22 protein-coding genes and 2 pseudogenes are annotated in these 22238 nt (G+C 55.6%); 6 read left to right on the top strand and 18 right to left on the bottom strand.

The window, feature by feature from the left end:
- Positions 1-119: 119 nt before the first annotated feature.
- Both ACZ1GM_RS02135 and ACZ1GM_RS02130 read left to right on the top strand, forming a co-directional pair.
- The gene (locus ACZ1GM_RS02135; protein ID WP_472677553.1) at positions 120-1283 is read left to right on the top strand and encodes a hypothetical protein; all 1164 of its coding nucleotides are present in this window, start codon (positions 120-122) and stop codon (positions 1281-1283) included.
- Positions 1243-2487 (top strand): hypothetical protein, encoded by a 1245-nt coding sequence (locus ACZ1GM_RS02130; protein WP_472677552.1) that lies wholly within the window; start codon positions 1243-1245, stop codon positions 2485-2487. The genes ACZ1GM_RS02135 and ACZ1GM_RS02130 overlap by 41 nt, the downstream gene beginning before the upstream one ends.
- Positions 2488-2491: 4 nt before the next feature.
- On the opposite strand, the gene pseI is transcribed toward ACZ1GM_RS02130, so the two are convergent.
- The 13 genes and pseudogenes from pseI to ACZ1GM_RS02065 form a co-directional block, all read right to left on the bottom strand.
- Positions 2492-3541 (bottom strand): pseudaminic acid synthase, encoded by a 1050-nt coding sequence (gene pseI, locus ACZ1GM_RS02125; protein ID WP_472677551.1) that lies wholly within the window; start codon positions 3539-3541, stop codon positions 2492-2494.
- Positions 3542-3576: 35 nt separating this feature from the next.
- A complete protein-coding gene (locus ACZ1GM_RS02120) occupies positions 3577-3768 on the bottom strand; it encodes a hypothetical protein (RefSeq protein ID WP_472677550.1) in 192 nt (63 codons plus the stop codon).
- Positions 3761-4333: a UDP-4-amino-4,6-dideoxy-N-acetyl-beta-L-altrosamine N-acetyltransferase gene (pseH, locus tag ACZ1GM_RS02115; RefSeq protein ID WP_472677549.1), complete on the bottom strand. Its 573-nt coding sequence runs from the start codon at positions 4331-4333 to the stop codon at positions 3761-3763. The genes ACZ1GM_RS02120 and pseH overlap by 8 nt, the downstream gene beginning before the upstream one ends.
- 102 nt (positions 4334-4435) lie before the next feature.
- Positions 4436-5566, bottom strand: coding sequence for a non-hydrolyzing UDP-N-acetylglucosamine 2-epimerase (wecB, locus tag ACZ1GM_RS02110; RefSeq protein WP_472677548.1), 1131 nt, complete (start codon positions 5564-5566; stop codon positions 4436-4438).
- 63 nt (positions 5567-5629) lie between these two features.
- On the bottom strand, positions 5630-6226 hold the full coding sequence (locus tag ACZ1GM_RS02105; RefSeq protein WP_472677547.1) for a hypothetical protein: 597 nt from the start codon (positions 6224-6226) through the stop codon (positions 5630-5632).
- A gap of 64 nt (positions 6227-6290) precedes the next feature.
- A complete protein-coding gene (locus ACZ1GM_RS02100) occupies positions 6291-6827 on the bottom strand; it encodes a demethoxyubiquinone hydroxylase family protein (RefSeq protein ID WP_472677546.1) in 537 nt (178 codons plus the stop codon).
- Positions 6820-7299 carry a disulfide bond formation protein B gene (locus ACZ1GM_RS02095; RefSeq protein ID WP_472677545.1) on the bottom strand — a complete coding sequence of 160 codons (480 nt, stop codon included), beginning with the start codon at positions 7297-7299 and terminating at the stop codon, positions 6820-6822. Before ACZ1GM_RS02095 ends, ACZ1GM_RS02100 begins: the two co-directional genes overlap by 8 nt.
- Before the next feature lie 15 nt (positions 7300-7314).
- Positions 7315-8652 (bottom strand): annotated as a pseudogene (locus ACZ1GM_RS02090) (S41 family peptidase).
- Between the two features lie 121 nt (positions 8653-8773).
- Positions 8774-10018 (bottom strand): murein hydrolase activator EnvC family protein, encoded by a 1245-nt coding sequence (locus tag ACZ1GM_RS02085; protein WP_472677544.1) that lies wholly within the window; start codon positions 10016-10018, stop codon positions 8774-8776.
- 19 nt (positions 10019-10037) lie between these two features.
- Positions 10038-10460, bottom strand: a complete 423-nt coding sequence (locus ACZ1GM_RS02080; RefSeq protein ID WP_472678605.1) for a 23S rRNA (pseudouridine(1915)-N(3))-methyltransferase RlmH — start codon at positions 10458-10460, stop codon at positions 10038-10040.
- Positions 10460-10789, bottom strand: coding sequence for a ribosome silencing factor (rsfS, locus tag ACZ1GM_RS02075; protein ID WP_472678604.1), 330 nt, complete (start codon positions 10787-10789; stop codon positions 10460-10462). Before rsfS ends, ACZ1GM_RS02080 begins: the two co-directional genes overlap by 1 nt.
- Before the next feature lie 162 nt (positions 10790-10951).
- Positions 10952-11611: a nicotinate-nucleotide adenylyltransferase gene (locus tag ACZ1GM_RS02070; protein ID WP_472677543.1), complete on the bottom strand. Its 660-nt coding sequence runs from the start codon at positions 11609-11611 to the stop codon at positions 10952-10954.
- Between the two features lie 10 nt (positions 11612-11621).
- Complete coding sequence (locus ACZ1GM_RS02065; protein WP_472677542.1) at positions 11622-12893, bottom strand: glutamate-5-semialdehyde dehydrogenase; 1272 nt, start codon at positions 12891-12893, stop codon at positions 11622-11624.
- A gap of 246 nt (positions 12894-13139) precedes the next feature.
- Here ACZ1GM_RS02065 and ACZ1GM_RS02060 point away from each other — a divergent pair, with 246 nt between their 5' ends.
- Together ACZ1GM_RS02060 and ACZ1GM_RS02055 are read left to right on the top strand one after the other, a co-directional pair.
- Complete coding sequence (locus tag ACZ1GM_RS02060; protein WP_472677541.1) at positions 13140-14219, top strand: peptidoglycan DD-metalloendopeptidase family protein; 1080 nt, start codon at positions 13140-13142, stop codon at positions 14217-14219.
- 96 nt (positions 14220-14315) lie between these two features.
- Entirely contained in the window at positions 14316-14717 is a 402-nt protein-coding gene (locus ACZ1GM_RS02055) for a bactofilin family protein (RefSeq protein ID WP_472677540.1), read from the top strand.
- Between the two features lie 84 nt (positions 14718-14801).
- Here the strand turns inward: ACZ1GM_RS02055 and ACZ1GM_RS02050 are convergent, their stop codons facing one another.
- The 5 genes from ACZ1GM_RS02050 to ACZ1GM_RS02030 form a co-directional block, all read right to left on the bottom strand.
- Positions 14802-16472: a long-chain-fatty-acid--CoA ligase gene (locus ACZ1GM_RS02050; RefSeq protein ID WP_472677539.1), complete on the bottom strand. Its 1671-nt coding sequence runs from the start codon at positions 16470-16472 to the stop codon at positions 14802-14804.
- A gap of 81 nt (positions 16473-16553) precedes the next feature.
- Complete coding sequence (locus ACZ1GM_RS02045; protein ID WP_472677538.1) at positions 16554-17312, bottom strand: cell cycle transcriptional regulator TrcR; 759 nt, start codon at positions 17310-17312, stop codon at positions 16554-16556.
- A 138-nt stretch (positions 17313-17450) separates the two neighbouring features.
- Positions 17451-18068, bottom strand: coding sequence for a glutathione S-transferase family protein (locus ACZ1GM_RS02040; protein ID WP_472677537.1), 618 nt, complete (start codon positions 18066-18068; stop codon positions 17451-17453).
- Positions 18065-18337: a hypothetical protein gene (locus ACZ1GM_RS02035; RefSeq protein ID WP_472677536.1), complete on the bottom strand. Its 273-nt coding sequence runs from the start codon at positions 18335-18337 to the stop codon at positions 18065-18067. Before ACZ1GM_RS02035 ends, ACZ1GM_RS02040 begins: the two co-directional genes overlap by 4 nt.
- On the bottom strand, positions 18334-19341 hold the full coding sequence (locus ACZ1GM_RS02030) for an NAD(P)H-quinone oxidoreductase (protein ID WP_472677535.1): 1008 nt from the start codon (positions 19339-19341) through the stop codon (positions 18334-18336). Before ACZ1GM_RS02030 ends, ACZ1GM_RS02035 begins: the two co-directional genes overlap by 4 nt.
- A gap of 89 nt (positions 19342-19430) precedes the next feature.
- On the opposite strand from ACZ1GM_RS02030, the gene ACZ1GM_RS02025 reads away from it, so the two are divergent.
- Together ACZ1GM_RS02025 and clpA are read left to right on the top strand one after the other, a co-directional pair.
- On the top strand, positions 19431-19634 hold the full coding sequence (locus ACZ1GM_RS02025) for a DUF1192 domain-containing protein (protein WP_472677534.1): 204 nt from the start codon (positions 19431-19433) through the stop codon (positions 19632-19634).
- Positions 19635-19784: 150 nt separating this feature from the next.
- Positions 19785-22186: pseudogene (gene clpA / locus ACZ1GM_RS02020) on the top strand (ATP-dependent Clp protease ATP-binding subunit ClpA).
- Positions 22187-22238 lie beyond the last annotated feature (52 nt).

The raw sequence follows: 22238 nt of genomic DNA, 5'->3' as shown, positions 1-22238 counted from the left end.
GCTCACTCGACAATTGCATTAAATGCCGACTTGGGCGGACTGGACTTCGCAAACCATCACGCACATTTGTCATCGACTGGAGCACGAAGGATAAGTCTGTCCCGGGCGAAGAGGCTGCCATGTTGTCGAACAGAGCAGCGCTTTGCCGCGCAGAATTGTCCAGCGACCTGGTCTATAATCCTGCGCATGATCAATTGCTAGAATCCTACCGTGCAGGCTTCCATTCTGCATGCCGCTGGATCGAGCAGTTCAATATGGACCTCTTAATGGTCTTCAACGGCCGAATTGATATCACACGCGGGATCATCGACGCCGCTGCGCATCTTGATATCGACTATATCTCCTATGAGCGATCTTGGTTTGGCGATGGCATTCACATGCTGCCATTCGAAAACTGCCTCGGGCTCAAGAATACCCATAAGCTATGCCGGGAATTCCGCGATGCTGAGCTATCCGAGACTGAGAAAGGTCGCGCCTCTGAGATATTGACACGTCGCACGCGACGCGTTGCATCGAATGAGTGGCGCGACTTTCAAACAGGTCATGACATAGATCAGGGTGATCACCAAAGCTTGCCTTGGGGTTCAGACAAAGTTTTGGTGCTGCCATCCAGCAGTTATGAGTTTTGGGGACATCCAGACTGGGAAACCGACTGGAGTGACAACTTTCAGGCACTTGAATACCTGCAATCACAACTGGGGATCCCTTGGTCTAGCTTTCTGGTTCGCGGGCATCCGATTTGGGCGCAAAAAGTCGGCAAAGTGACAGGCCATTTTCCCGACCACCATTATCGCAAGTTCTGCTCTGAAAGAAAAATCACGTATGTGGCGCCAGACTCGTCCATTCATACTTCAGCATTGATTGCGGCTTCTGAACTCGTTGTTCTGAACGGAGGTAGTTCAGTGCTCGAAGCCGTTTGGCGCGGTAAGCCGGTGATCGCCTTGGGCACAAACAAGTACGAATGCATTGGCGTTTGCCCAACCGTCAAGGGTCAAGGCCACTCAATCGATATCCCCGATGACGCAACCAGACGCGCGCAAATAATCAAATTTGTGCATTTGATGGATCGCGTGGCTCCAAGCTATGTGAACCACCTCAAGGCGGTGTCTTCTTTTGAACAGAAAGCTTATGAGGGGGCATCCTTCGATGATATAGTGATGCAAGTGCGGACCAACTCACTCAACTTCCCTGGCAAGAACCAACAGGTAGCGGGGCCAGCGATTGAGCGCTCACCCAATCTTGTTGGCCAAGCGCGAAAATTGCTTAAGCTGGGCGATCGATGAGACAACAGCGGAATTGAGGCGACTATTCGGATCTAGCGGACTGCTCGCATTTGGTGCGGGAACGCATGCACTGCGAGTGATCGCCCTATCTTTTTTGCTGGGGAACGCGCCATTTGGTGCAGTTTCGGCCATGTTGCTCCTCGTTTCCCTGTTTTTCGACATTGGAAGCTTCGGCTTTTCAAAGCTGATCTACAATCAAAAGTTGTTCGAACCTGGCAAGGTCACCCTGGCAAGTCGACGAATTGGAGCTTTCTTTCTGATTGGACTGAGCTCGATCTTCGCACTGGCCTTGATAGTCGCACACATCGTCAGTCTCGTAACACCCTTCAGCTTCGGCGCGGCTTTCCTGACCCTATTTTTTGCGGCGGCCAATATGCTGCTTCTCTCGGCCTGCCGCGCCTCTAAAGACCTATTCACACATCCAACTGCCTACACAATCAAGTCTTTAGCGATCCTGTTAGATATTCTTATCTTAGGCGTGATTACCGTGCCGATTGCGCACACCATACTTTGGGGGGAAGTTCTCGCGTTTCCACTGCTGGCGGTGTTTGCATTCAAAGTTGGTATTCTGAAGATCCGACGCATTCGACCGATAGCGCTATGGCAACGGTTTAGAAAGAATGTCAGCCTTGGCCTATTTGCAGTTCTGTCTGGGCTTTCGGGTATGATGATGCTCAACAATGAGCGGGTCTTTGGCAGCATATTTTTCACACTTGAGGAGCTCGGGTTACTTACGAAGCTGGTGCTGCCGAAATTGATTGCAGCGCAAGGGGCCTTTCTAATTGGCGTTCATTTCCATCGATACATCGTCTCACTTAGACCCGGTGAAATTCATGGATTCGTAAAGAAAATTCGAAAGATCGAGTTAGCCGGATTAGCGCTCAGTGGCGGCGCAGCCGTTCTCGCTGGATATGTAATCGCACTGGTGAATGCCCTTGTCTACGGTATCGAAATACAATGGATACACGGCGTAAGCATCGCCATCTTAGCAATGGTGTTCTTATTCAACCCCTATGCGATCATTCTTCAGGCCACCAATCGCTTTCGACAATTGGCACTGATTAACTGGACAGTCCTCGCTGGGTTTTTCGCCATAACTGTTTTTGCAGGGCCGACACCTACCCGCCTACTCGTTTTCTCTGCATCTATGGCCTGTGTTGGCATGTTTCTGACCCGAATGAACATCACATCCATTCGACTCTGACCCGCTAATCCAGCAGATCCCACAAAAGTGGTTCACCACGTTTCAAATCTCGTTTGACGCTCCTGCCAAGAACGGTCGGCAAATGTTTTGGGGCCAATCCAAACCCTGGGCGGATTGACTTGACATTAGTCTTGTCGAGCACAGCACCAACAGGCACGTCTTCTACGATGTAAAGCGATCGTCGAAACTTCACCGACCCGCCTTCGGCCCCGGTCAAGCTGTAGGACGGCTTGCCCAAAGAAGTCCAAGCTCGTTTACAATCCGTCACTAACGCCTCAAATTCATGAGGCTCAAGGCTAAATTCCGCATCCGGGCCTCCATCGGCTCGGGCGAGGGTGAAATGTTTCTCGATAACCGATGCCCCCAAAGCAACGGACGCAACCGCTACAGCGCTTCCCATTGTGTGATCCGACAGCCCCACAGGACAACCAAAAGCTTGCCCAAGATGCGGGATCGTCCTGATATTGGATTGCTCATCCGGTGCCGGATATGAACTTACGCAATGCAGCAGGACCAGGTCCTCACACCCGCACTCACAGGCAGCGCGCACCGCATCATGTATCTCAGACAAATTTGCCATACCGGTCGATATGATCAGCGGCTTCCTCTTCGACGCGGCGTAGCTAATGAGCGGAAGATCAATGGCCTCGAACGAAGCAATCTTGAAAGCCGGCGCACCCAGCTCGTCAAGCATATCAACTGCTGACTCATCGAACGGGCTGGAAAACAAGGTGACGCCGAGCTCTTCTGCCTTCTTGAACAAGGCTGGGTGCCACTCGAAAGGTGTCTGCGCTTGCTTGTACAGATCGTACAAAGTCTGTCCGGCCCAGATCGTGCCATCCAGATGAAATCCCTCACCGTCATGGTCAATTGTGATCGTATCAGCAGTGTAGGATTGAATTTTGATCGCATCAGCACCGGTTTTTGCGGCGGCCTCCAGCAGCATTAGCATGCGGTCGAGCGAGCCGTTGTGATTGCCCGACAACTCGCAAATGACATAGGGCTCATGGTCGGGGCCTATGGGGCGGCCAGCAATGGAGATGTGATCACTCATAATTCTGTGTCAGTCTTTAGTATGAAGCAAATGAATCATCCGGTCAGCTTCTTCGCCAGCTTGGAGATTTGATCATCTTCTTTATAGATTTCCGAAACAATTTCTGCGGCCTCTTGAGGTGCATGATCGAATGCAAGACGAAGCAAATCCATCCAGTTTTTATTATTCTTCGTTCTTACTCGCTCAATCTCATCAATGACTTCGCGGTAATAGGCTGCGTCACGCATTGGTTGTTTCTCCTAAAAAGCGACGCCTAGAAGCCAGCCATTCTGATTTAGTGATCCCTAGCAAGTGTACATCCATAGGTTCACTGTCGCGGGTCAAATGATGGCGCCGCACCCCTTCTTCCATAAAGCCAAATTTCTTGTGAAGCGCAATTACAGGGCGATTGAAATCAATCACCTCGCAATTCAGCTTTACCAAACCCAGTTCACCGAACGCCAATTCCAGAAATTTGAATTCGACCGACGAGCCAAGCCCTTTACCACGGGTAGATTGCGAGAGGTAGAACGCCCAATCAGCACGACGGTGTTTTTGTGTCCAAGCCGCAAGATTCACAACGCCAACCACCTCGTTTTCAAAGTAGGCCGCGAGATATAGACAATCAGATCGTCCCTCAACACCCTTTGCCCATGCCAAATGCTCCGCTTCCGAGATCGCGTGGTCGGTAAACATGTTGGCGCGGATGTCCGGCTCATTCCTGATTTTGAGTATCTGTAGGAGATCATCATCGCTTATGTCGGAGAAGCCCTCAAACGTGATCTTCTCTGCCGTGAGTGTAATTCGTGACATAGGTGCCTAACTGATTTAAGTGTCTGGTACGGCTCTTCGCTGCCCTGTGCTTCGATATGCCAAAAGATGCCAAAGCGCTAGAACAATCGCCCGCGAACCAGCTCAGCTATGTGAGGTTTTAAGTAATTCCACAATCCTCTGTGCAGCTTTGCCATCGCCAAATGGGTTATGCGCGCGAGCCATCGCCGCATAGGCACCATCATCGTCCAAAAGCCGCTCAGTCTCACGCACAATAACGTCCGCATCGGTACCCACGAGTTTTGCCGTTCCCGCCTCGACGCCCTCAGGTCGTTCGGTCGTTTCGCGCATTACCAGAACCGGCTTACCCAAAGCAGGCGCTTCTTCTTGAACGCCCCCGCTATCAGTTAGCATCAAATCCGCGATATCGAGGAGACGGGCGAAGTGCGGATAATCGAGCGGTTCAATGAGCGCGACGTTATCAAGTCCCGCAAGCTCGTCATTCATAACTGCGCGGACATTTGGGTTGAGATGGACCGGGAAAATAACCGCGATATCATCGCGCGCGGCCAAGCGTTTCACAGCAGATGCAATCGCTTGCATGCCGTCGCCAAAATTCTCGCGCCGATGACTGGTCATTCCAATGATCCGCTTGCCAGCAAAGCGCGCCTCTAAATCAGTAAGGCCAGCGACCAGCGCCGGCTGTTCGCTCACTTTTTTTGTCACCCATTGCAGCGCATCAATCACCGTGTTGCCGGTTACATGCACGATGGCAGCGTCGGTATTCTCACTGAGTAAAGCCTTGGCTGCCGTTTCGGTCGGCGCGCAATGCAGCGCAGCGAAGGTGCCAACCACCCGGCGGTTTACCTCTTCGGGCCATGGGTGATGAATATCACCACTACGTAGGCCAGCCTCAACATGACACACCGGGATCTTCCGGTAATACGCAGCGATTGCGCCAGCCATAACCGTCGTGGTGTCACCTTGAACGACGACCCAATCGGGTTGTTCTTCATCGAGCACTTTACCGATTTCGACCAGAGCGCGCGCTGTCAGTGCATCAAGCGTTTGGCCCGGCGTCATCAGGTTAAGGTCGTGATGCGGCTCAATACCTGACAGAGACAGAACCTGATCGAGCATTTCGCGGTGCTGAGCTGAAACGCATACACGCGAGATAAATCGTTCATCTGCTTCAAACGCCTGCACCAAAGGGAACAGTTTAATCGCTTCTGGACGCGTGCCAAAAACTGTCAGAATCTTCTGCGGGCTAACCATGGAATCGCCCATAATCGACAATGATTAAGTTTGCAGGAAAATTCCGTGCAAGTGCTTATACAATCAACCTTCCGGCTCGATAAGCGCTGGCGGTGCTTCCTCAGTTTCTTCGTCTGGCGTTGGTGCTGCACGCTCCCTCTCTAGCCTTTCGAGATATTCGCGCTCAATCTGTTCGACCCGCTCCTGCTCGGCGGCAGCATCGCTATCAATCGTCGAAAGCCGTTCTTCACGCGCCGCCTGAATAAGTTGGCTAAAGCGAATATCTTCACCTTCGCGCCGATCCGCAAACGCCGCATCAACCAACTGCTGTGTACACCCGGTGAAACCACCCGCGCCAACGGGCGAACACGACAATGCGCCAAAGCTGCCGACCAGTTCAAGTTTTTCTACCCGCTGAGTCCAACTGTCATTGGCCGGATTGTCGCTAAACCGCAGATTCGGCGGGATGCGATAGCGGTCGCCATCCGGCAGGCGCGCGATCACGCAAATCGTATCTTCAGGGCATGGTGGAGCCGCGTCATCGCCATAGACAAAGGCCGTCTGCACATTGTCGGGGATTGCTGCGGCATCTGCCTGCAAGTCTTCATCCTGCGCAGCCAGAGGGGTGGCAAGCATCATCACGCCGCCAAGGCTTACCGCGAAAAGAGAGCGCACAGTCATATTCAACCTCATTTCTTTACGGATCCGGTCTCAACAGCTTCGTGCTGAACCCGCACTGAAGCGACTAAACACGTTCCGAAATCTTGATCGCCGCGCGGCACCCGAAACGGATAAGGCCTGACAAAACTGGATAGGCGGGTGCCCGCTCTGCGCCGCGTGCCAGGGCCTCATCGCGATGCGCGCGCTCATCCTCGCGAAATTCCTCAATCATGCCAGCGAGTTCTGGATCATCGCCGCTCTCAGCCAGCTGATCGAGCTGCTCTGAATAATGACGATCGATTTCCTCTTCGACCGCAGCGGTGCAGGCCATCGCTGCCTCTGGTCCCAGCAAAGCAGTGCCTGCACCCAGCGCATAGCCGGCTGCTGACCAAAAGGGTTGTAGGGCTGTCGGGCGCACGCTGCGTTCCGCCATAAGTGCATTGAACTTCGCGTGATGCTCAGCCTCTTGCTCGGCCATATGCTCGATTTCCGCTGAATCCGGGCCACGGTCACCCATTACCGCCAGCTGACCCGCATAAATTCGCGTCGCGCCAAACTCGCCCGCCTGATCAACGCGAATCATGCGATGAATATCTGACTTTTTCAGTCGGACCTTAGTCATGGCGAGCATCCTTCAAAAGCAACCCTGCGATCATACAAGCAGATAAGCAAGAAATCAGGAAATTCCAGCCAGCCAGGGAAACACCAAACAAATCCCAAGGCGCCTCGTCACAGCGCACCATCGGCGCATCCATAACGGCATCCAGCGCACTGCCGCCGCTCGGAACCGCAGTCACAGCACAGCCGGTGATACCCTCCCACCAGCCGTATTCGACGCCAGCGTGAAACGCCCCGATCAGGCCAGATGCCGAGATGGCGAGCGCCGCAAGCGCAATCCAGAGTCGTTTAGGGGCAGCGAAAAAGCTGAGCAGAGCCAACGGTATCGCCACAAAATGCGGCCAACGCTGCCACCAGCACATCTCACATGGATAAAGGCCGAACCCAAGCTCGCCGATATAGGCGCCACCCAACAGTAAGACGGGCACGGCCAATGCCAGACGCTGCGCTCTGACGCCGGTGCGCGAAAGACTCATCGCCAATGGCCCTGCCTAATTGCGAGCGACCGAATTGGGCGTCGTCCGACGCAGAGTCTCAACCGCATAGTGAAGTTGGAAATCCTCAATGCCTTGCTCTTCCAGCTCCTCGGCTGTCAGTTTGAAGCGAGGATCGTCGAGCTTATCCCGCTCAAGCGCGGCATCTTCGAGGCCCAGTTCATTGACCAGATGGCCACGCAAATCGGATTCGCGCATGATGAACTTCGCCCGCTTCGCGAGATCAGGATCGGAGATTTGTGGTACGGTAATGTCCGGCTTGATGCCACCCTCCTGCACCGAATGGCCGTACCGGGGTAAAATAGCGTGCCGTGGTCAGCTTCAGCGCAGCATCGCGGCCAAGGGGCAGAAGTGATTGCACACTGCCCTTGCCGAAACTGCGGTCGCCCATAATCACCGCGCGGCGATGATCCTGCAGCGCACCCGCGACGATTTCAGAGGCGGATGCCGAGCCTGCATCAATCAGGACGATAATGGGCATACCTTCGGCAATGTCGCCGCGAAATACTGTTTCTGCATCGTAATAGAGCGTCTCACCACGCGCACGGCCACGCTGAGACACGATACGCCCTTCATCTAAAAACAGGTCAGACAAAGCGACCGCTTCGTCCAGTGAACCGCCAGGATTTGACCGCAGGTCAAGAACGAGACCGTTCAAGCGACCCGTTGCCTCCCCTTGCAATGCCTCCCACGCGGCAAAGACATCGCTGCCTACATCGCGAGAAAACTCGTTGACCATGATATGGCCAATATTCCCAGACTTGAGCTCGTGCGTAACTGGTTCCAGCTCAATAACACCGCGTGTCACCGAAACATCGAAAGGCTCGTCACGGTACCGGGACGGAAGACGGTAAGGCGAATCGAGGTGCCCGCCGGTCCGCGCATGCGGCTGACCGCGTCATCCAGATCGCCGCCGTAAATCAACTCGCCATCAAGGTGTGTAATAAAATCGCCTGCCTTGATCCCCGCTTTGTCAGCCGGGCTGCCGCGGAATGGCGAAATGATCTTAACCGCGCCATCATCATGGACAACCGAAAGGCCGAGACCGGAGTAATTTCCATCGATCATTGTCTCAAGACGCTGTAGATCAGAGCCATCAAGGAACGCCGAGTGTGGATCGAGCGACGCAAGCATGCCATCAATCGCCCCGCGGATCAGTTTCTCATCCTCGACCGGCTCAACATAGCTCGCTTTGATCCGTTGATAGGTGGCGAAAAGCTTTGAGAACTCTGACCCCGCGCGGCCGTCGACCTGCGCAGTAAGCGCCGTAGTTGTCGGGATCAGGGCCACGACCGTCACAAGAGCCGCGCTGCGAGCAAGAGAGGCAAATTTCATATCAGCTTTCCACTAGTCGAGTCATTCGGAGAGTATTCGCATCCTTCGATGAACACCAGATGAGATTCCGTCGGCAACCGACGCACACCCGAATTGGTGTATTCTTGATGGATTGGTGAGGTTAGCTGGTGATCAATTCCAAGGGGTTAATGGGCGTGCCCTCGCGGCGAACCTCTAGCGTGATCAGCGGCGATTCGCGGCTTGCCTGGCCAATTGGGGAGCCTTCGACAACGCGTTCTCCCACCTCTGCACTCAAATCACCCAGCCCGGTGATCAGGCTAGTCCAGCCGCTGCTATGTTCAATAATTATGATTTGCGAGAAACCACGAAACGGCCCAGCGAAAACAATTCGTCCTGCCGCCGGGGCGACAATTTGAGCCTCCGGACGCGCAACGATATCCAGCCCTGATCCCCGCGTACCGCCTTCACGCAATTCTCCAAAACCCGCAGTAATCCGCCCGTCCACCGGAAGGCGATAAGGGGCGAGCGACACTCCAATCTGGGACTCGCCAGGCTCCTGCGCGGCTGCGCCAAGACGCGCACCACCAGCACCTGCAACAGTTGGATTTGCTGGTCGCAAAATGGGGCCCGGCAAAGCGGCAAGCTCAGAACGCAGCCCTCCTGCTCGCTCCAAACGACCAACCAGTCCATCGAGATCGCGCGCCTCCTCCGCCAGCGCAAGCGCGCGCGTTTCCTCGCGATTTGCGGCACCAGATGCATTTTGCGACGCCAGTCTTTGTTGGCGCGATACCGCCTGCAGCTCGCGTCGTTGATTTTGCAGATCACTTTGAGCTTCGCGACGTTGCGCGATCAGATCGCGTGCTTCGTCTTCGAGCTCGTCCACCTTCTCCAGATCACCACGTAAAGCCGCCGTCCGGTCGCGCACCACGGGAATCGCGCTGTCAAGAATGGCTCCAAGATAAACAGTGTCGCGAACTGACCCAGGGCGCAAAAGACTTAGCGAAACCGACTGACGTACTAATGTTTGCAACGCGCCGGTGAGGCGCACAATCGGTTCACGCCGATCCGCCAGCTCTCTGTTCAACATTCGCGTCTGGCCCTGGACGAGAGCGAGCTGCGCCTCCGCCAAGCCAATCCCCGCTTCGGCCTGCTGTATTCTGGCCGCCATCGCCGCGACGCGGGCGCGTGCCTCGTCGGCGGCATCCCGCGCATCGCGCGCCTGCTGTTCAAACTGCGCAACGCGAGTACGAGCCTGCTGTGCCTGCGTGCGGGCAGTATCGAGCGCGGTACGTGCATCCTCGGCTGTTTCGACAAAACCGATACCTTGCGCAATAACGCCATGCTGAACCACAATAGAGCCCGCGCAAGCGGCAAAAAACAAAACTAGGATCCATACTTTACGCATTGTGATAATGTGTGCCCTATTATCCGCTGCGATGGTAGGGGTGGCCCGCCAAAATCATCGTCGCGCGATACAATTGCTCGGCCAGCATCGCTCGGGCCAATAGATGCGGCCAAGTCGCTGAGCCGAATGCAAGCAACAGATCGGCCTCTTGCCGTTCCTGCTTGGAATGCCCGTCCGCTGCACCAATCACAAAGCGCACCTCTCGCATCCCGTCATCGCGCCATCGTCCGAGTAGTGTTGCAAGCTCTTCAGACGCGAGATCCTTGCCCCGTTCATCCATCAGCACCGTTTTGTATGGGTTTTGTGCAGGCGCGACTCTACCGCCAGTTTCAGGTAGCTCGGTATGTTTGAAATCCCACGGAATTCGTTTTGCGTAACGATCAACCAGCTCACCTTCAGGCGAGCGCGCAATTTTCCCGCGAGCGATAATGTGAAGGAGAATTACGCGCTGCCAGCGGCAACTGGCGGCGCATCGCCAAATGCCCACATCCGCTCAAGGTTGTAAAAGCTGCGAACTTCCGGGCGGAATAGATGCACTACCACATCGCCTGCGTCGAGCAGCACCCAATCCGCCGCTGGAAGCCCTTCCAGCCGCACGGGACCGTGCCCTGCCTGCTTCACTTTCTCGGCAAGTTTTTGCGCAATGGATGCGACCTGACGGGTCGAGCGACCTGACGCGATCACCATATGGTCCGCGATCGAGCTCTTGCCCTCCAGATCGATGGTCACAATGTCTTGTGCCTGATCGTCGTCAAGGTGCTGCAAAACCATATCGAGCAGCGATTGGCTATCACCCTTGTCTGCCTTGTCTTTACCCAAAGGCAGAACTTTCGATCCAGCGGCTTTGGCCGGTGTTGTTTGCGCCATAGTCATAGGCGGATTGAATACTCCTGATCGGTGAAGCAAAGCAGCGCGACATGAGCCAGCGCATACTCATGCCTCTGCCTCCGTAATGTCATGAACCCTTCGAAAAGTGAGTGGATCATGCAGCGCCTGTTGGCGATAGCGCGAAGCCCAATTCGGGTCATCACGGCGGATGGCCGTGGCGGACCTTTCATCGGGATCGAAACGCAAAGTCACCAGTGCCGGCGCGCTCCATCTGCCCCCGTTACCAAAACTGGCGGGTGATACGCGGTATCGCCTGAGCCAGGCCATCGCGGGGCTTGCGACAGCAGCACCATCATAGCCCGGACGGGCAATTACCGCAATCGGCATTATTCGTGCGATCATGCGCCAGTCTTTCCAGCGGTGAAATTGGGCGAGGTTGTCTGAACCCATTAGCCAGACAAACCGTTTTTTTGGATAACGGCGGGTGAGTGCGCGGAGCGTGTTTACCGTATATCGCGTGCCCAACTGCTGCTCGATTGCGGTCGGGCGAATGGGTGCGCGGCGCGCTTGCACTTTCGCAGAGGCAAGCCGTGCGGCAAGCGGCGCCATGCCCTTCCTGGGTTTTAACGGATTGCCGGGAGAAACAAGCCACCACACCTCATCAAGTCCGAGCGCATTGAGCGCGAACAACGATATGTGGCGGTGACCGCCGTGCGCAGGATTAAAGCTGCCGCCGAGCAGTCCAACATGAGTGTTTGTGGTCAAGCGCTTTGGCTCATGGCCGCGTCTGGCCCTCGCCGCGCACCTGCCATTTGTAAGTCGTGAGGCCCTCCAACGCGACCGGCCCACGCGCATGCAATCGGCCCGTCGCAATGCCGATCTCTGCACCCAGACCAAACTCGCCGCCGTCAGCGAATTGAGTTGAGGCGTTGTGCATCACAATCGCGCTGTCGACTTCTGCCAGGAATCGCTCGGCCGCCGCATCATCACTGGTAACAATCGCATCAGTGTGCCCCGACGAATGGCGCGCAATATGTGCGAGTGCGGCATCCATTCCATCAACGATGGCGACTGACAAATCCGGCGTCAGATACTCGGTATCCCAGTCATTTGCATTAGCAGGGATCACTGCGCTGTTCACCGCTTGCGCCGCCGCATCACCATGCAAAATTGCGCCAGCCTCAATCAAAGCGCCTATTATGTCATCTTTGGCCACGAATTGTCTATCAATGAGCAGAGTTTCCATCGCTCCGCAGATGCCGGTGCGGCGCATCTTTGCGTTGACCGCAATGGCGGAGGCCATATCGGGCTCAGCGGCGGCGTGAATATATGTGTGGCACAGGCCATCCAAATGCGCGAGCACCGGAACGCGAGCATCGTTCTGAACCCGCTCCACCAAGCTGCGCCCGCCACGCGGGATAATCATGTCGATCTCACCTGCTGCAGCCAGCATCGCACCAACCATGTCGCGATCCTGGCTCGGCATCAGCTGCACGCTTGCCTCTGGCAGTCCACCATGGGCCAGTCCACGCACAAATCCAGAATGGATGGCGGTGTTCGACCGCACAGCCTCGCTACCCCCACGCAGCAAAGCCGCATTGCCGCTACGTACACAGAGCGCCGCCGCATCCGCCGTTACATTAGGGCGGCTTTCATAAATGATCCCCAAGAGGCCGATAGGGATACGTACACGTGACAGGTTGAGACAGTTTGCGGGCGTTGTCTGATCGATCACATTGCCAACGGGATCGGGCAAGTCTGCAACTGCGCGCACCGCATCCGCGATACCTTCCAGCCGCGCGCTATCAAGCATTAGGCGATCTACCATAGCATCAGAAAGCCCGGATTTTCTGGCCGCTTCACAATCCTGACCGTTGGCATCAAGGATTGTCGCCTCATCCGTCAGCAGGTTCTCAGCAGCCCGACGTAACGCTTCAGCCTTCTCGGCATCACTGGCACGCGCCAAAACACGCTGCGCCGCCCGGCCTGAAACGGCAAGGTCAGAGACCATTTTCTGTGGATTGATAACGCTGGATTGAGTGGCCATGGCAACGCTTCTCTAGCACTCTGTCAAGCGTATGTCAGGGGCCGAATCACCGCAGAAAAGCTGGGGTTTGGTAAACTTGGTCTTAACATTTTTACGGCATTCTCTCAGTTGAAATCGAGCCTGATAAAACGTTTCGTCCCGCAGTTAAGTCGATTCGACCATTTGTCCGAACACTTGATTCGATTTGGGGCGTCATGTCAGATAACAGGATTACGGGATACGAAAAGAAAAGGCCCGGGGGTCGCATTGGCACTAACAACTGAAAAAGGCGGAGCGATGGCGCGCGTGAAGGGCTGGTTCCCTGAGCGTGAGTTTTTCATGCGCTCGCAGGGACAAGTTCGCTTTGTCACCCTGTCATCACGCCTCCAAATTACAATCGCAAGCGTGGTTCTCGCAGCGCTCCTTGCATGGGGTCTGTCCATGGGCGCGATGAGTTGGATACAATATCGCGCATCATCAGAACGCGCATCGCTCATCGAAAGAGAGGCCAAAGCGGCTGACTCAGAAGAGCGTCTGGCGGCCTATCGGTCTGACATTGATGAAGTTGCCGAGGACCTGGAGCGACGCCAAAGCTTTATTGAAGGTATCGTTGAATCCCTCCCAAGCGATGTGAAGTCGCCAGGACGCGTCAGCGATTCCTCTGCTGAGACAACGGCGACCATCGACAAGGTGAGCGCGATGATCCCATCGGCAGCGACACTTGTTGCAATGGAAGCACGGCAGCTGGCGTTTGTTGAGCGGCTGACGCACTTTGCCGATTGGCGTGCAAGCAAGGCTGAAACGGCTTTGCGCGATCTCGGCCTTGATCCCTCTAATATCCTGAACAATGCCGAACGTGAAGCGATGGGTGGTCCGCTAGAAGTGCTTGCGACATCGCGCGGCGACGTAATGGACCCGCGATTTGAGCGGCTTGGCATGAGCCTTGCGCGGATGAGCGCGCTAGAACAAGTTCTTGAAGGTGTCCCACAGGTTATGCCGGCTCGTCAGGCAAAAATGTCATCAGGCTTTGGCTATCGCCGCGATCCGTTTAATGGTCGTGGCGCAATGCACAGCGGCCTCGATTTCAAAGGCCCGATGGGCAGCCCGATCCTCGCCGCTTCCAAAGGCTCAGTCAGTTTTGTTGGTTGGAAATCAGGCTATGGCAAGACAGTTGAAATTGACCACGGCAATGGCCTGATGACCCGCTATGCGCATTTGTCTCGTTTTGACGTGAATGTCGGCCAGCCTGTTGCAACAGGCCAAGTTATCGGTGGCCTTGGTAGTACCGGTACCGGTCTACTGGACCACATCTGCATTTCGAAGTGCGCATCCATGATCGCGCAGTAAACCCTCGTAAGTTCCTGGAGGCCGCACCCGATGTTCTCGAAAAAGTCCGACGAGTCCCAGAACTCGCCATCCGCTAAGCCTGAAAGCAAACCGACTATGCGCAACAACGGCAATTCCACTTTTTCCGTCCTTGGCACTGATCTGACGATCAAAGGCAATATTGAGGCCTCGGCTGATTTGCATATCGATGGTGCTATCGAAGGCGACATCACATGCTCTTCATTGGTGCAGGGTGACAGCAGCCACGTCACCGGTTCGATCAAGGCGGAAACTGCGCGGCTTGCTGGCAAGGTCAACGGTTCGATTACGGCGCGTGAATTAGTTATTCTGAAAAGCGCCCGCATCGAGGGTGACGTGTTTTATGACGCGTTGACAATTGAGCAAGGCGCTCAGGTTGATGGCCGTTTCGCTCATCGCGATGCCGCGAAGGCTGCTGCACCGCGCAAGGCGAAGCCAGACAGCGATCCTGATCAACCAACGCTCGCCGTCGCAGGCTGACCTGACGCCCAAAAGGTGTGAAGTTTTGAGCTGAGTTAGGCTCGCTCATCCCTCGTGACGCGGGCGAAACCTGTGCCCAAGATTTTATGGGGCCGGCAGAACCTCTGCCCGCAGGGTCTTGCGATCCAGCTTGCCGATCAGAGTTTTGGGCAGTTCATCGCGGATCACGATTTTATCGACCCGCTCATGCTTTCCGACATGATCGTTGAGCCAGTCGGCCAGCGTCACTGCATCCGTTTCGACCCTATCATGCACTGTGATATAAGCGCGCGGAACCTCACCTTTATAGTCGTCGGGCACGCCGATCACGAGCGCCTCTTTTACCGCCTCATTCTCTAACAACACATCTTCGACCTGGCTTGGGAAGACCTTAAAGCCGCCGACCGCGATCATATCCTTGATCCGGTCCACGATCGAAATAAAGCCATCTGCATCGACGGTCGCAACATCACCGGTGCGCAGCCATGTCTTGCCATCATGCTCGACAAAGACGTCCACAGCAGCCTCGGGCCGGTTCCAATAGCCACCCATCATTTGCGGCCCATAAAGCGCGAGTTCGCCTGGTTCACCAGCGGGCGCTTTCTGGGTTGGATCCTCCTTATTGAGCAGCAGCACTTCCGTCCCGGCGACCGTCTGACCAATCGTGCCTGGCTTGCGCACACCATCATAAGGGTTGACCGATACCACGCCGGAGCTCTCTGTAAGGCCATACCCCTCGACCAGGCGCACGCCGCTCATGTTCTCAAACGCGTCGCGCAATGGCGCTGGCAACGGCGCGCCGCCCGAGATGCAAACCTTCAATGATGACAAATCCGTCCTGGCCAAATTGGGATGATCGAGCAGCGCCTGAAACATGGTCGGTACGCCGGGCATGCCGGTTGCCTTGTATTTTTGAATGGTCGCCAGAACCTGTGCCGCATCAAAGCGTGGCACCATGGCGATTGACCCGCCACTGACCACAGCATGATTGAGCAGCGCGGTGTTCGCAAAGACATGGAACATGGGTAGCGCGCCCATGAAAACTTCCTTGTCTGCCTCGCCAAACGGGTTGATCGCTGCCACCTGCTGAGCATTCACCGACAGATTGGCATGACTGAGCATTGCGCCTTTTGGTCTGCCCGTGGTGCCGCCCGTATATTGCAACAATGCGAGATCTTGTGGGTCGATCGTAACCGGGTCTGGTTCGCCAGATTTGGTGAGATCGGCCCAGCGTAGAATGTCTTGACCGTAGGCGACATCGGCGATCTGCGCCCGCGCAAAAAGGCGCATTGCAAGACCTTTAAGCTTGGGCAGCATGGTTGAAAGCTCGCCCACCAACAGCTTCTCAAGGCTTGAGGCACCAAGAACTTCGCTCGCCGTGGTAAAGAGTTCAGGCACGTCGAGCGTCACCAGCACGCGCGTACCGGAATCTTCGACCTGCCAGGCAAGTTCCTCAACGGAATAGAGCGGCGAGAAATTGACCACTACGGCCCCAGCCATCATCGCGCCATAATAGGCAGAAATATAGATCGGCGCATTGGGCAGAAACAGCCCGACACGGTCACCTTGCTCTATGCCAGCGGCTTGCAGGCCAGCCGCAAATCGCCGGGCCTCATCGTGCAGCTCATTATAGCTATACGTGCGACCCATAAAGTGCGTGAGCGGCGCGGCTGGATTGCGGCGCGTCGTTTGCGCAAACATCTCAGACAGCGCCATCGGAGCAAATGTCGTCTCCCACGGAGTGGGGTGATGATAGGGCCTCTTACTTACATTCATGTAAGCTTGGATGCCGGGTTAGCCGAGTAAGCGCAAGGCGAATCTTGCAGAAGCGCTAAAGTAGCTGGAACCTACCTTGGATTACGCCGCGTTTTCACCGTCTGGGCCAGTGCCCTCCGGTGTTTCGACGGCCGCATCCCCCTCGGCTTCCTCTGCGCGCTTATTCTCAAGCCATGCTGCGGCCTCTGCCTCTTGCGCGGCTTCAGCAGCAGCTTTCTCGCTCGCTTTACGCTCTGCATGCAGCTCTTCGATCAGCTTTTCACGGTCACTGCCGCCCTCTGCAGCCGGAACAGCCTCAGCAGTCTCATCAAGGCCCGCCTTCTTCGCTGCCTTGGCAACGACCGCATCCAATTCACGCTGTGCGCACAGGCCCAGCGTGACAGGATCTTTGGGCTGAATATTCTGAATATTCCAATGCGAACGCTCGCGAATGGCGTTGATCGTATTGCGGGTGGTACCGATCAGCTTGGAGATCTGCGCGTCAGACACTTCCGGGTGACTGCGCAGCAGCCAGGCGATTCCATCAGGCTTGTCCTGACGCTTGGACACCGGTGTGTAGCGCGGCCCCTTGGTCCGGGTTACTTCGACTGGCGCGCGCTGCATCTGCAGCTCATACTCCGGGTCAGCCTGACCCTTTTCAATCTCGTCCTGCGTCAACTCACCTGCATGCACAGGATCACGGCCAGTATATTTGCTGCCCGCAAGATCATCGGCCATCGCCTGAACCTCAAGCAGGTGCAAACCGCAAAACTCGGCAATCTGTTCAAATGACAAGCCGGTATTGTCGACCAGCCATGTGGCGGTCGCGTGCGGCATTAGAGGTTTGGGTTGGTCAGCCATGGGGCAAATCCTGATCCTAAAAATAACAGAGCCGCCCCTTTCGGAGCGGCTTCACTATGCTTTATGTAGGGTAGTGTACTCGATAGAGCAAGCGCATTAGGAACGAGCACGGCGTATCTGACGCCACGCAAGCCCCAATCAGTCCATCGGGAGAAAGCTGGGCAAGTCACGGACCCGGTCAATCCAGGCACAAATTTGCGGGAAATCGCCAAGGCCAAACCCGCCTTCCTCCGCCACATGTGTATAGGCGAACAATGCAATATCCGCGAGCGAGGCTTGCTCGCCTGAAAACCATTGGCATCCCATCAAATGCTGATCCATCACCTTGAGCGCGTCCAGGCCAGCGGCATGCTTTGTGGGAATCATGGCCTGCTGTTCTGGTGAAAGATTTGCCTGCCCCGCAAAGCGCAGCCAGAACCGCATAGTCGCAATATTCGGCTCATGATTATACTGCTCGAAGAACATCCAGCGGAGCATGGATGCGCGTTCAAAACGATCATGCGGAATGAGGTGTGAGCCATCGGCAAGATACCAGCACGCCGCATTGCTTTCCGGAAGAAACTGAGCGCCCTCCTCTCCGGGAATCTCCAACACTGGGATGCGCCCGTTGGCATTAACCCGGTCCAGAAATTCCAAAGTGCGGGTTTCGCCTTTCAAGATGTCATATTGCCGCGTTTCCAAAGGCTGGCCCAACAACGCTGCGGTCAGCTTGATCTTGTAGCAATTGCCGCTGCGTGGATCCTCATGCAGGATCATGGGACTACCATTCTTTCGGGCTTACCAGTGCCAAGCCCCCTATGTCCGTCAACCGTAACAGGCGGCCAGGATAACTCCGATCTTGGATCATCAGCATACAGCGCGTAGCGAATAGCAAGACGTGTACCTTCGGGCCCACTCCATTTTTGACCCTGCTCGCCAGGCCCCTCGTAAAAAGTGACCATATCATCCCATTGATCGAGCTTGCGACCGCGCGCCACCTCAACATAGGCACGATATTCGCGCATTTCGATCAACGGATATGTCATCCAGCTATCTCCAACACAATTTTACCGATGTGATCGCCGGATTCCATCCGTGCATGCGCTGCTCCAGCTTCGGTGAGCGGAAACATCTCATCCATAACGGGCCGAACTGTACCGTCTTCGATCAGGGGCCATGCATGCTGATGGATCTCATCCGCCAACATCGCTTTAAATTCGTCAGATCTAGCCCGCAATGTGGAACCAGTGAGGCTGATCCGCTTCATCATGACTTTAGCCATATTCACTTGCGCCTTCGGCCCGCCAAGCACAGCAATCGTAACGTGGCGTCCGTCAGCGGCAAGGCAATCAATGTTGCGCGCAACATAATCGCCAGACACCATGTCGAGCACGATGTTGACGCCCGCCCCTTCGGTAAAGGCGCGCACTTCCTCGACAAAATCCTGCGCTTTATAGTTGATCGCAAGGTCTGCCCCCACTTTGCGGGCGGCGGAACACTTTGCATCACTGCCGCAGGTTGTGATGACGGTCAAATCGAACGCTTTGGCGAGCATGATCGCCATTGTCCCGATCCCGCTAGTGCCGCCGTGGACCAGCAAGGTCTCACCATCCTTCGCCCAGCCCCGCTCAAATACATTATGCCACACGGTGAACAACGTTTCTGGCAGAGCTGCCGCCTCAGCCAGGGGCAGATCCGCGGGTACATGCAGGCAATGCGCAGCCTGCGCGATGCAGTATTCTGCGTAGCCGCCGCCCGTCACAAGCGCACAGACCGACTGATTGAGTAACTCTGGTGGCGCGTCTGGCCCAATGCCCACAACCGTGCCGGACACTTCCAGGCCAGGGATGGGTGAGGCGCCTTTTGGTGGCGGATAGTGGCCTTGCCGCTGAATAACATCAGGCCGGTTTACCCCTGCAAAAGCGACTTTGATGAGGACCTGATTGCCCTCAGGCTTTGGCACCGCGCATTCCTCACTGCGTAATACCTCTGGACCGCCCGGATCATCAAAGCCCATCGCGATCATCATTGCTGGAAGCGCGCCTGCCATCACCCCAAACCTTTTTTGCCCCAATTGGGAGCGTTTCTACGCATCTGTGCCATTGACAGCAACCGTTCTGGCGAGCGACACTGCATGAGATGGATGAAGATGATCTGCCACGCGTCCGCAGTGATGCGGCAAGCCAGCTCTCAAAAGAGGATTTGAGCCCTTATTCGCAAGATGAGCTGGCTGAACGGATCGCGCTGCTAAAGGCAGAGATTACCCGGGTAGAGACACATCGCGATAAGGCCGCAGCGCATCGCGAAGCTGCCGATGCCTTATTCGGCAAAAAGGCCGATTGATGGGAAAGATGCCATCACAGGCGGTTCTAATTGCAAAGATCGCACCCATATCATCCGTAAACCAGATGGCGTTTGATACAGCTTTGGCTAACCTTCGCCCTCTAGCATCCCCCAAGCTCGCGCTCGGCGAGTCGCTTCGAAAGACCAACCATGCCTAGTTTTGCACAAAACCTGGAAAAGACCCTTCATCAGGCGCTGGCTGATGCCTCAGCACGCAAACACGAATATGCGACGCTGGAGCATTTGCTGTTGGCGCTGGTTGATGACGAAGATGCGGCCAAAGTGATGGCGGCATGCGGTGTGGACATTGCCGAGCTTGGCGCGGTACCGTAAAGCAATATCTGGAGCAGGAGTATCAGGCGCTGCAAAGCGATGACGACGCTGATCCGCAACCTACGGCTGGTTTTCAGCGCGTGGTTCAGCGGGCCATTCTGCATGTGCAGTCTTCCGGGAAAGATACGGTTACGGGTGCGAATGTCCTCGTGGCACTATTCTCTGAGCGCGATTCCTATGCCGTCTACTTTCTGCAGCAACAGGATATGAGCCGCCTCGACGCGGTCAGCTATATCAGCCACGGCATTGGCAAAGGCGGCAAACAGCTGGAATCGCGTGCACCAGAGGGTGCAGAGGAAACCGCTGCGCCGGAAGAGCAAACGAAAGAAAGCGGCAAGAAAGAAACCGCGCTCGATCAGTTCACTGTCAATCTCAATGCCAAGGCAGAGGCAGGAAAGGTCGATCCGCTGATTGGTCGCGGGCCAGAGGTGGATCGTACAGTCCAGATCCTTTGCCGTCGCAGCAAGAACAACCCGCTTTATGTGGGCGATCCAGGCGTTGGCAAAACCGCCATTGCTGAAGGTCTCGCACGCAAGATCGTTGAGGGTGATGTTCCCGAAGTTCTGACCGACGCGGTTATTTATTCGCTTGATATGGGTGCGCTGCTGGCGGGGACACGCTATCGCGGCGATTTTGAGGAGCGTCTGAAGCAGGTTGTTTCCGAGCTTGAAAAAATGCCCGATGCAATCCTGTTTATCGATGAAATTCATACGGTTATTGGCGCAGGCGCGACCAGCGGTGGGGCGATGGACGCGTCCAATCTGCTTAAACCTGCGCTATCGGGCGGCACGATCCGCTGCGTGGGTTCGACGACCTATAAGGAATTCCGGAATCACTTCGAAAAAGACCGCGCGCTGCTGCGCCGGTTCCAGAAGATCGATGTGAATGAGCCGACGATTGAGGACACAGTCAAAATCCTCAAAGGTTTGCGGAGTGCATTCGAAGATCACCACAAGGTGAAATATACGCCTGACGCACTTAAGACAGCGGTCGAATTATCCGCGCGTTACATCAATGATCGCAAGCTGCCCGACAAGGCGATCGATGTGATTGACGAGGTGGGCGCGATGCAAATGCTGGTTCCCCCCAGCCGCCGCAAGAAGAAAATTACCGCCAAGGAAATCGAGCAGGTCATTGCGACCATGGCGCGGATTCCGCCCAAATCGGTTAGCAAGGATGACAAAAAAGCGCTCGAAAACCTTGAGCGTGATCTGAAACACGTCGTGTTTGGCCAGGACCCAGCGGTCAAGAAGCTGTCTACCGCGATGAAGTTATCACGCGCCGGCCTGCGCGATCCGGACAAGCCGATTGGCTCCTTCCTGTTCTCCGGCCCGACGGGTGTTGGCAAGACAGAGGTCGCGCGACAGCTCGCCAGCATCATGGGCATTGAACTGAAACGCTTCGACATGTCCGAATACATGGAACGACACAGCGTTTCGCGGCTCATTGGCGCGCCTCCTGGCTATGTTGGTTATGAACAAGGCGGGCTTTTAACCGATGCGGTTGATCAGAACCCGCACTGTGTGCTGTTGCTGGACGAGATTGAGAAGGCGCACCCTGATCTGTTCAACATTCTGTTGCAGGTGATGGATAATGGCCGCCTGACCGATCATCATGGCAAAACGGTTGATTTCCGCAATGTGGTGCTGATCATGACCACCAATGCAGGCGCGGCCGATATGGCCAGCCAGGGCATCGGCTTTGGCGATGTGTCGAAGGAAGACGCGAGCGAAGAAGCGGTCAAGCGCATGTTTACGCCTGAATTCCGCAACCGGCTCGATGCTATTGTGCCATTCGGTTACCTCAACAAGGCAACCGTTGCCCGCGTGGTCGACAAGTTCATCCTTGAGCTTGAGCTGCAGCTGGCAGAGCAGAATGTCGACATTCAGTTCGACAGCGACTCTCGCGCCTGGCTCGCCGATAAGGGCTATGACAAGCTTTACGGCGCGCGCCCCATGGGCCGATTGCTGCAAGACAAGATCAAGCAACCGCTCGCTGAGGAACTGCTCTTTGGCAAGCTTTCCGATGGCGGCGAGGTGCAGGTCACGGTCAAGGATGGCAAGCCGAGCTTCCACCTGACCCCGGCACCGCCCAAAGCCAAACGCAAGCCTCCAAAGAAGAAAAAGCCGGCTGCTAAGAAAGCTGCACCTTCAAAAGGCACCAAACCAAAGCCTGAAGCATCCGGTAGTGACAAAGCGGGCAGCGATAAGGAAGGCTAGCTTTTGTAAGCGCGATATGATTGATCGGTCTTAGTGAAAAACAACTAAGGCC

The organism is Qipengyuania sp. JB2-7 (assembly GCF_055693485.1).
Note: the sequence above shows the minus strand (reverse complement) of the source record. Positions and strands in the feature narration are given on the sequence as shown.

Bases quoted from the DNA above. Each gene is read 5' to 3' on its own strand.
- ACZ1GM_RS02135 (WP_472677553.1), top strand. From the start codon at position 120: ATGTTGTCGAACAGAGCAGCGCTTTGCCGCGCAGAATTGTCCAGCGAC.
- pseI (WP_472677551.1), bottom strand. From the start codon at position 3,541: ATGAGTGATCACATCTCCATTGCTGGCCGCCCCATAGGCCCCGACCAT.
- ACZ1GM_RS02120 (WP_472677550.1), bottom strand. From the start codon at position 3,768: ATGCGTGACGCAGCCTATTACCGCGAAGTCATTGATGAGATTGAGCGA.
- pseH (WP_472677549.1), bottom strand. From the start codon at position 4,333: ATGTCACGAATTACACTCACGGCAGAGAAGATCACGTTTGAGGGCTTC.
- wecB (WP_472677548.1), bottom strand. From the start codon at position 5,566: ATGGTTAGCCCGCAGAAGATTCTGACAGTTTTTGGCACGCGTCCAGAA.
- ACZ1GM_RS02105 (WP_472677547.1), bottom strand. From the start codon at position 6,226: ATGACTGTGCGCTCTCTTTTCGCGGTAAGCCTTGGCGGCGTGATGATG.
- ACZ1GM_RS02100 (WP_472677546.1), bottom strand. From the start codon at position 6,827: ATGACTAAGGTCCGACTGAAAAAGTCAGATATTCATCGCATGATTCGC.
- ACZ1GM_RS02095 (WP_472677545.1), bottom strand. From the start codon at position 7,299: ATGAGTCTTTCGCGCACCGGCGTCAGAGCGCAGCGTCTGGCATTGGCC.
- ACZ1GM_RS02085 (WP_472677544.1), bottom strand. From the start codon at position 10,018: ATGCGTAAAGTATGGATCCTAGTTTTGTTTTTTGCCGCTTGCGCGGGC.
- rsfS (WP_472678604.1), bottom strand. From the start codon at position 10,789: ATGGTTTTGCAGCACCTTGACGACGATCAGGCACAAGACATTGTGACC.
- ACZ1GM_RS02065 (WP_472677542.1), bottom strand. From the start codon at position 12,893: ATGGCCACTCAATCCAGCGTTATCAATCCACAGAAAATGGTCTCTGAC.
- ACZ1GM_RS02055 (WP_472677540.1), top strand. From the start codon at position 14,316: ATGCGCAACAACGGCAATTCCACTTTTTCCGTCCTTGGCACTGATCTG.
- ACZ1GM_RS02050 (WP_472677539.1), bottom strand. From the start codon at position 16,472: ATGAATGTAAGTAAGAGGCCCTATCATCACCCCACTCCGTGGGAGACG.
- ACZ1GM_RS02045 (WP_472677538.1), bottom strand. From the start codon at position 17,312: ATGGCTGACCAACCCAAACCTCTAATGCCGCACGCGACCGCCACATGG.
- ACZ1GM_RS02040 (WP_472677537.1), bottom strand. From the start codon at position 18,068: ATGATCCTGCATGAGGATCCACGCAGCGGCAATTGCTACAAGATCAAG.
- ACZ1GM_RS02035 (WP_472677536.1), bottom strand. From the start codon at position 18,337: ATGACATATCCGTTGATCGAAATGCGCGAATATCGTGCCTATGTTGAG.
- ACZ1GM_RS02030 (WP_472677535.1), bottom strand. From the start codon at position 19,341: ATGGCAGGCGCGCTTCCAGCAATGATGATCGCGATGGGCTTTGATGAT.
- ACZ1GM_RS02025 (WP_472677534.1), top strand. From the start codon at position 19,431: ATGGATGAAGATGATCTGCCACGCGTCCGCAGTGATGCGGCAAGCCAG.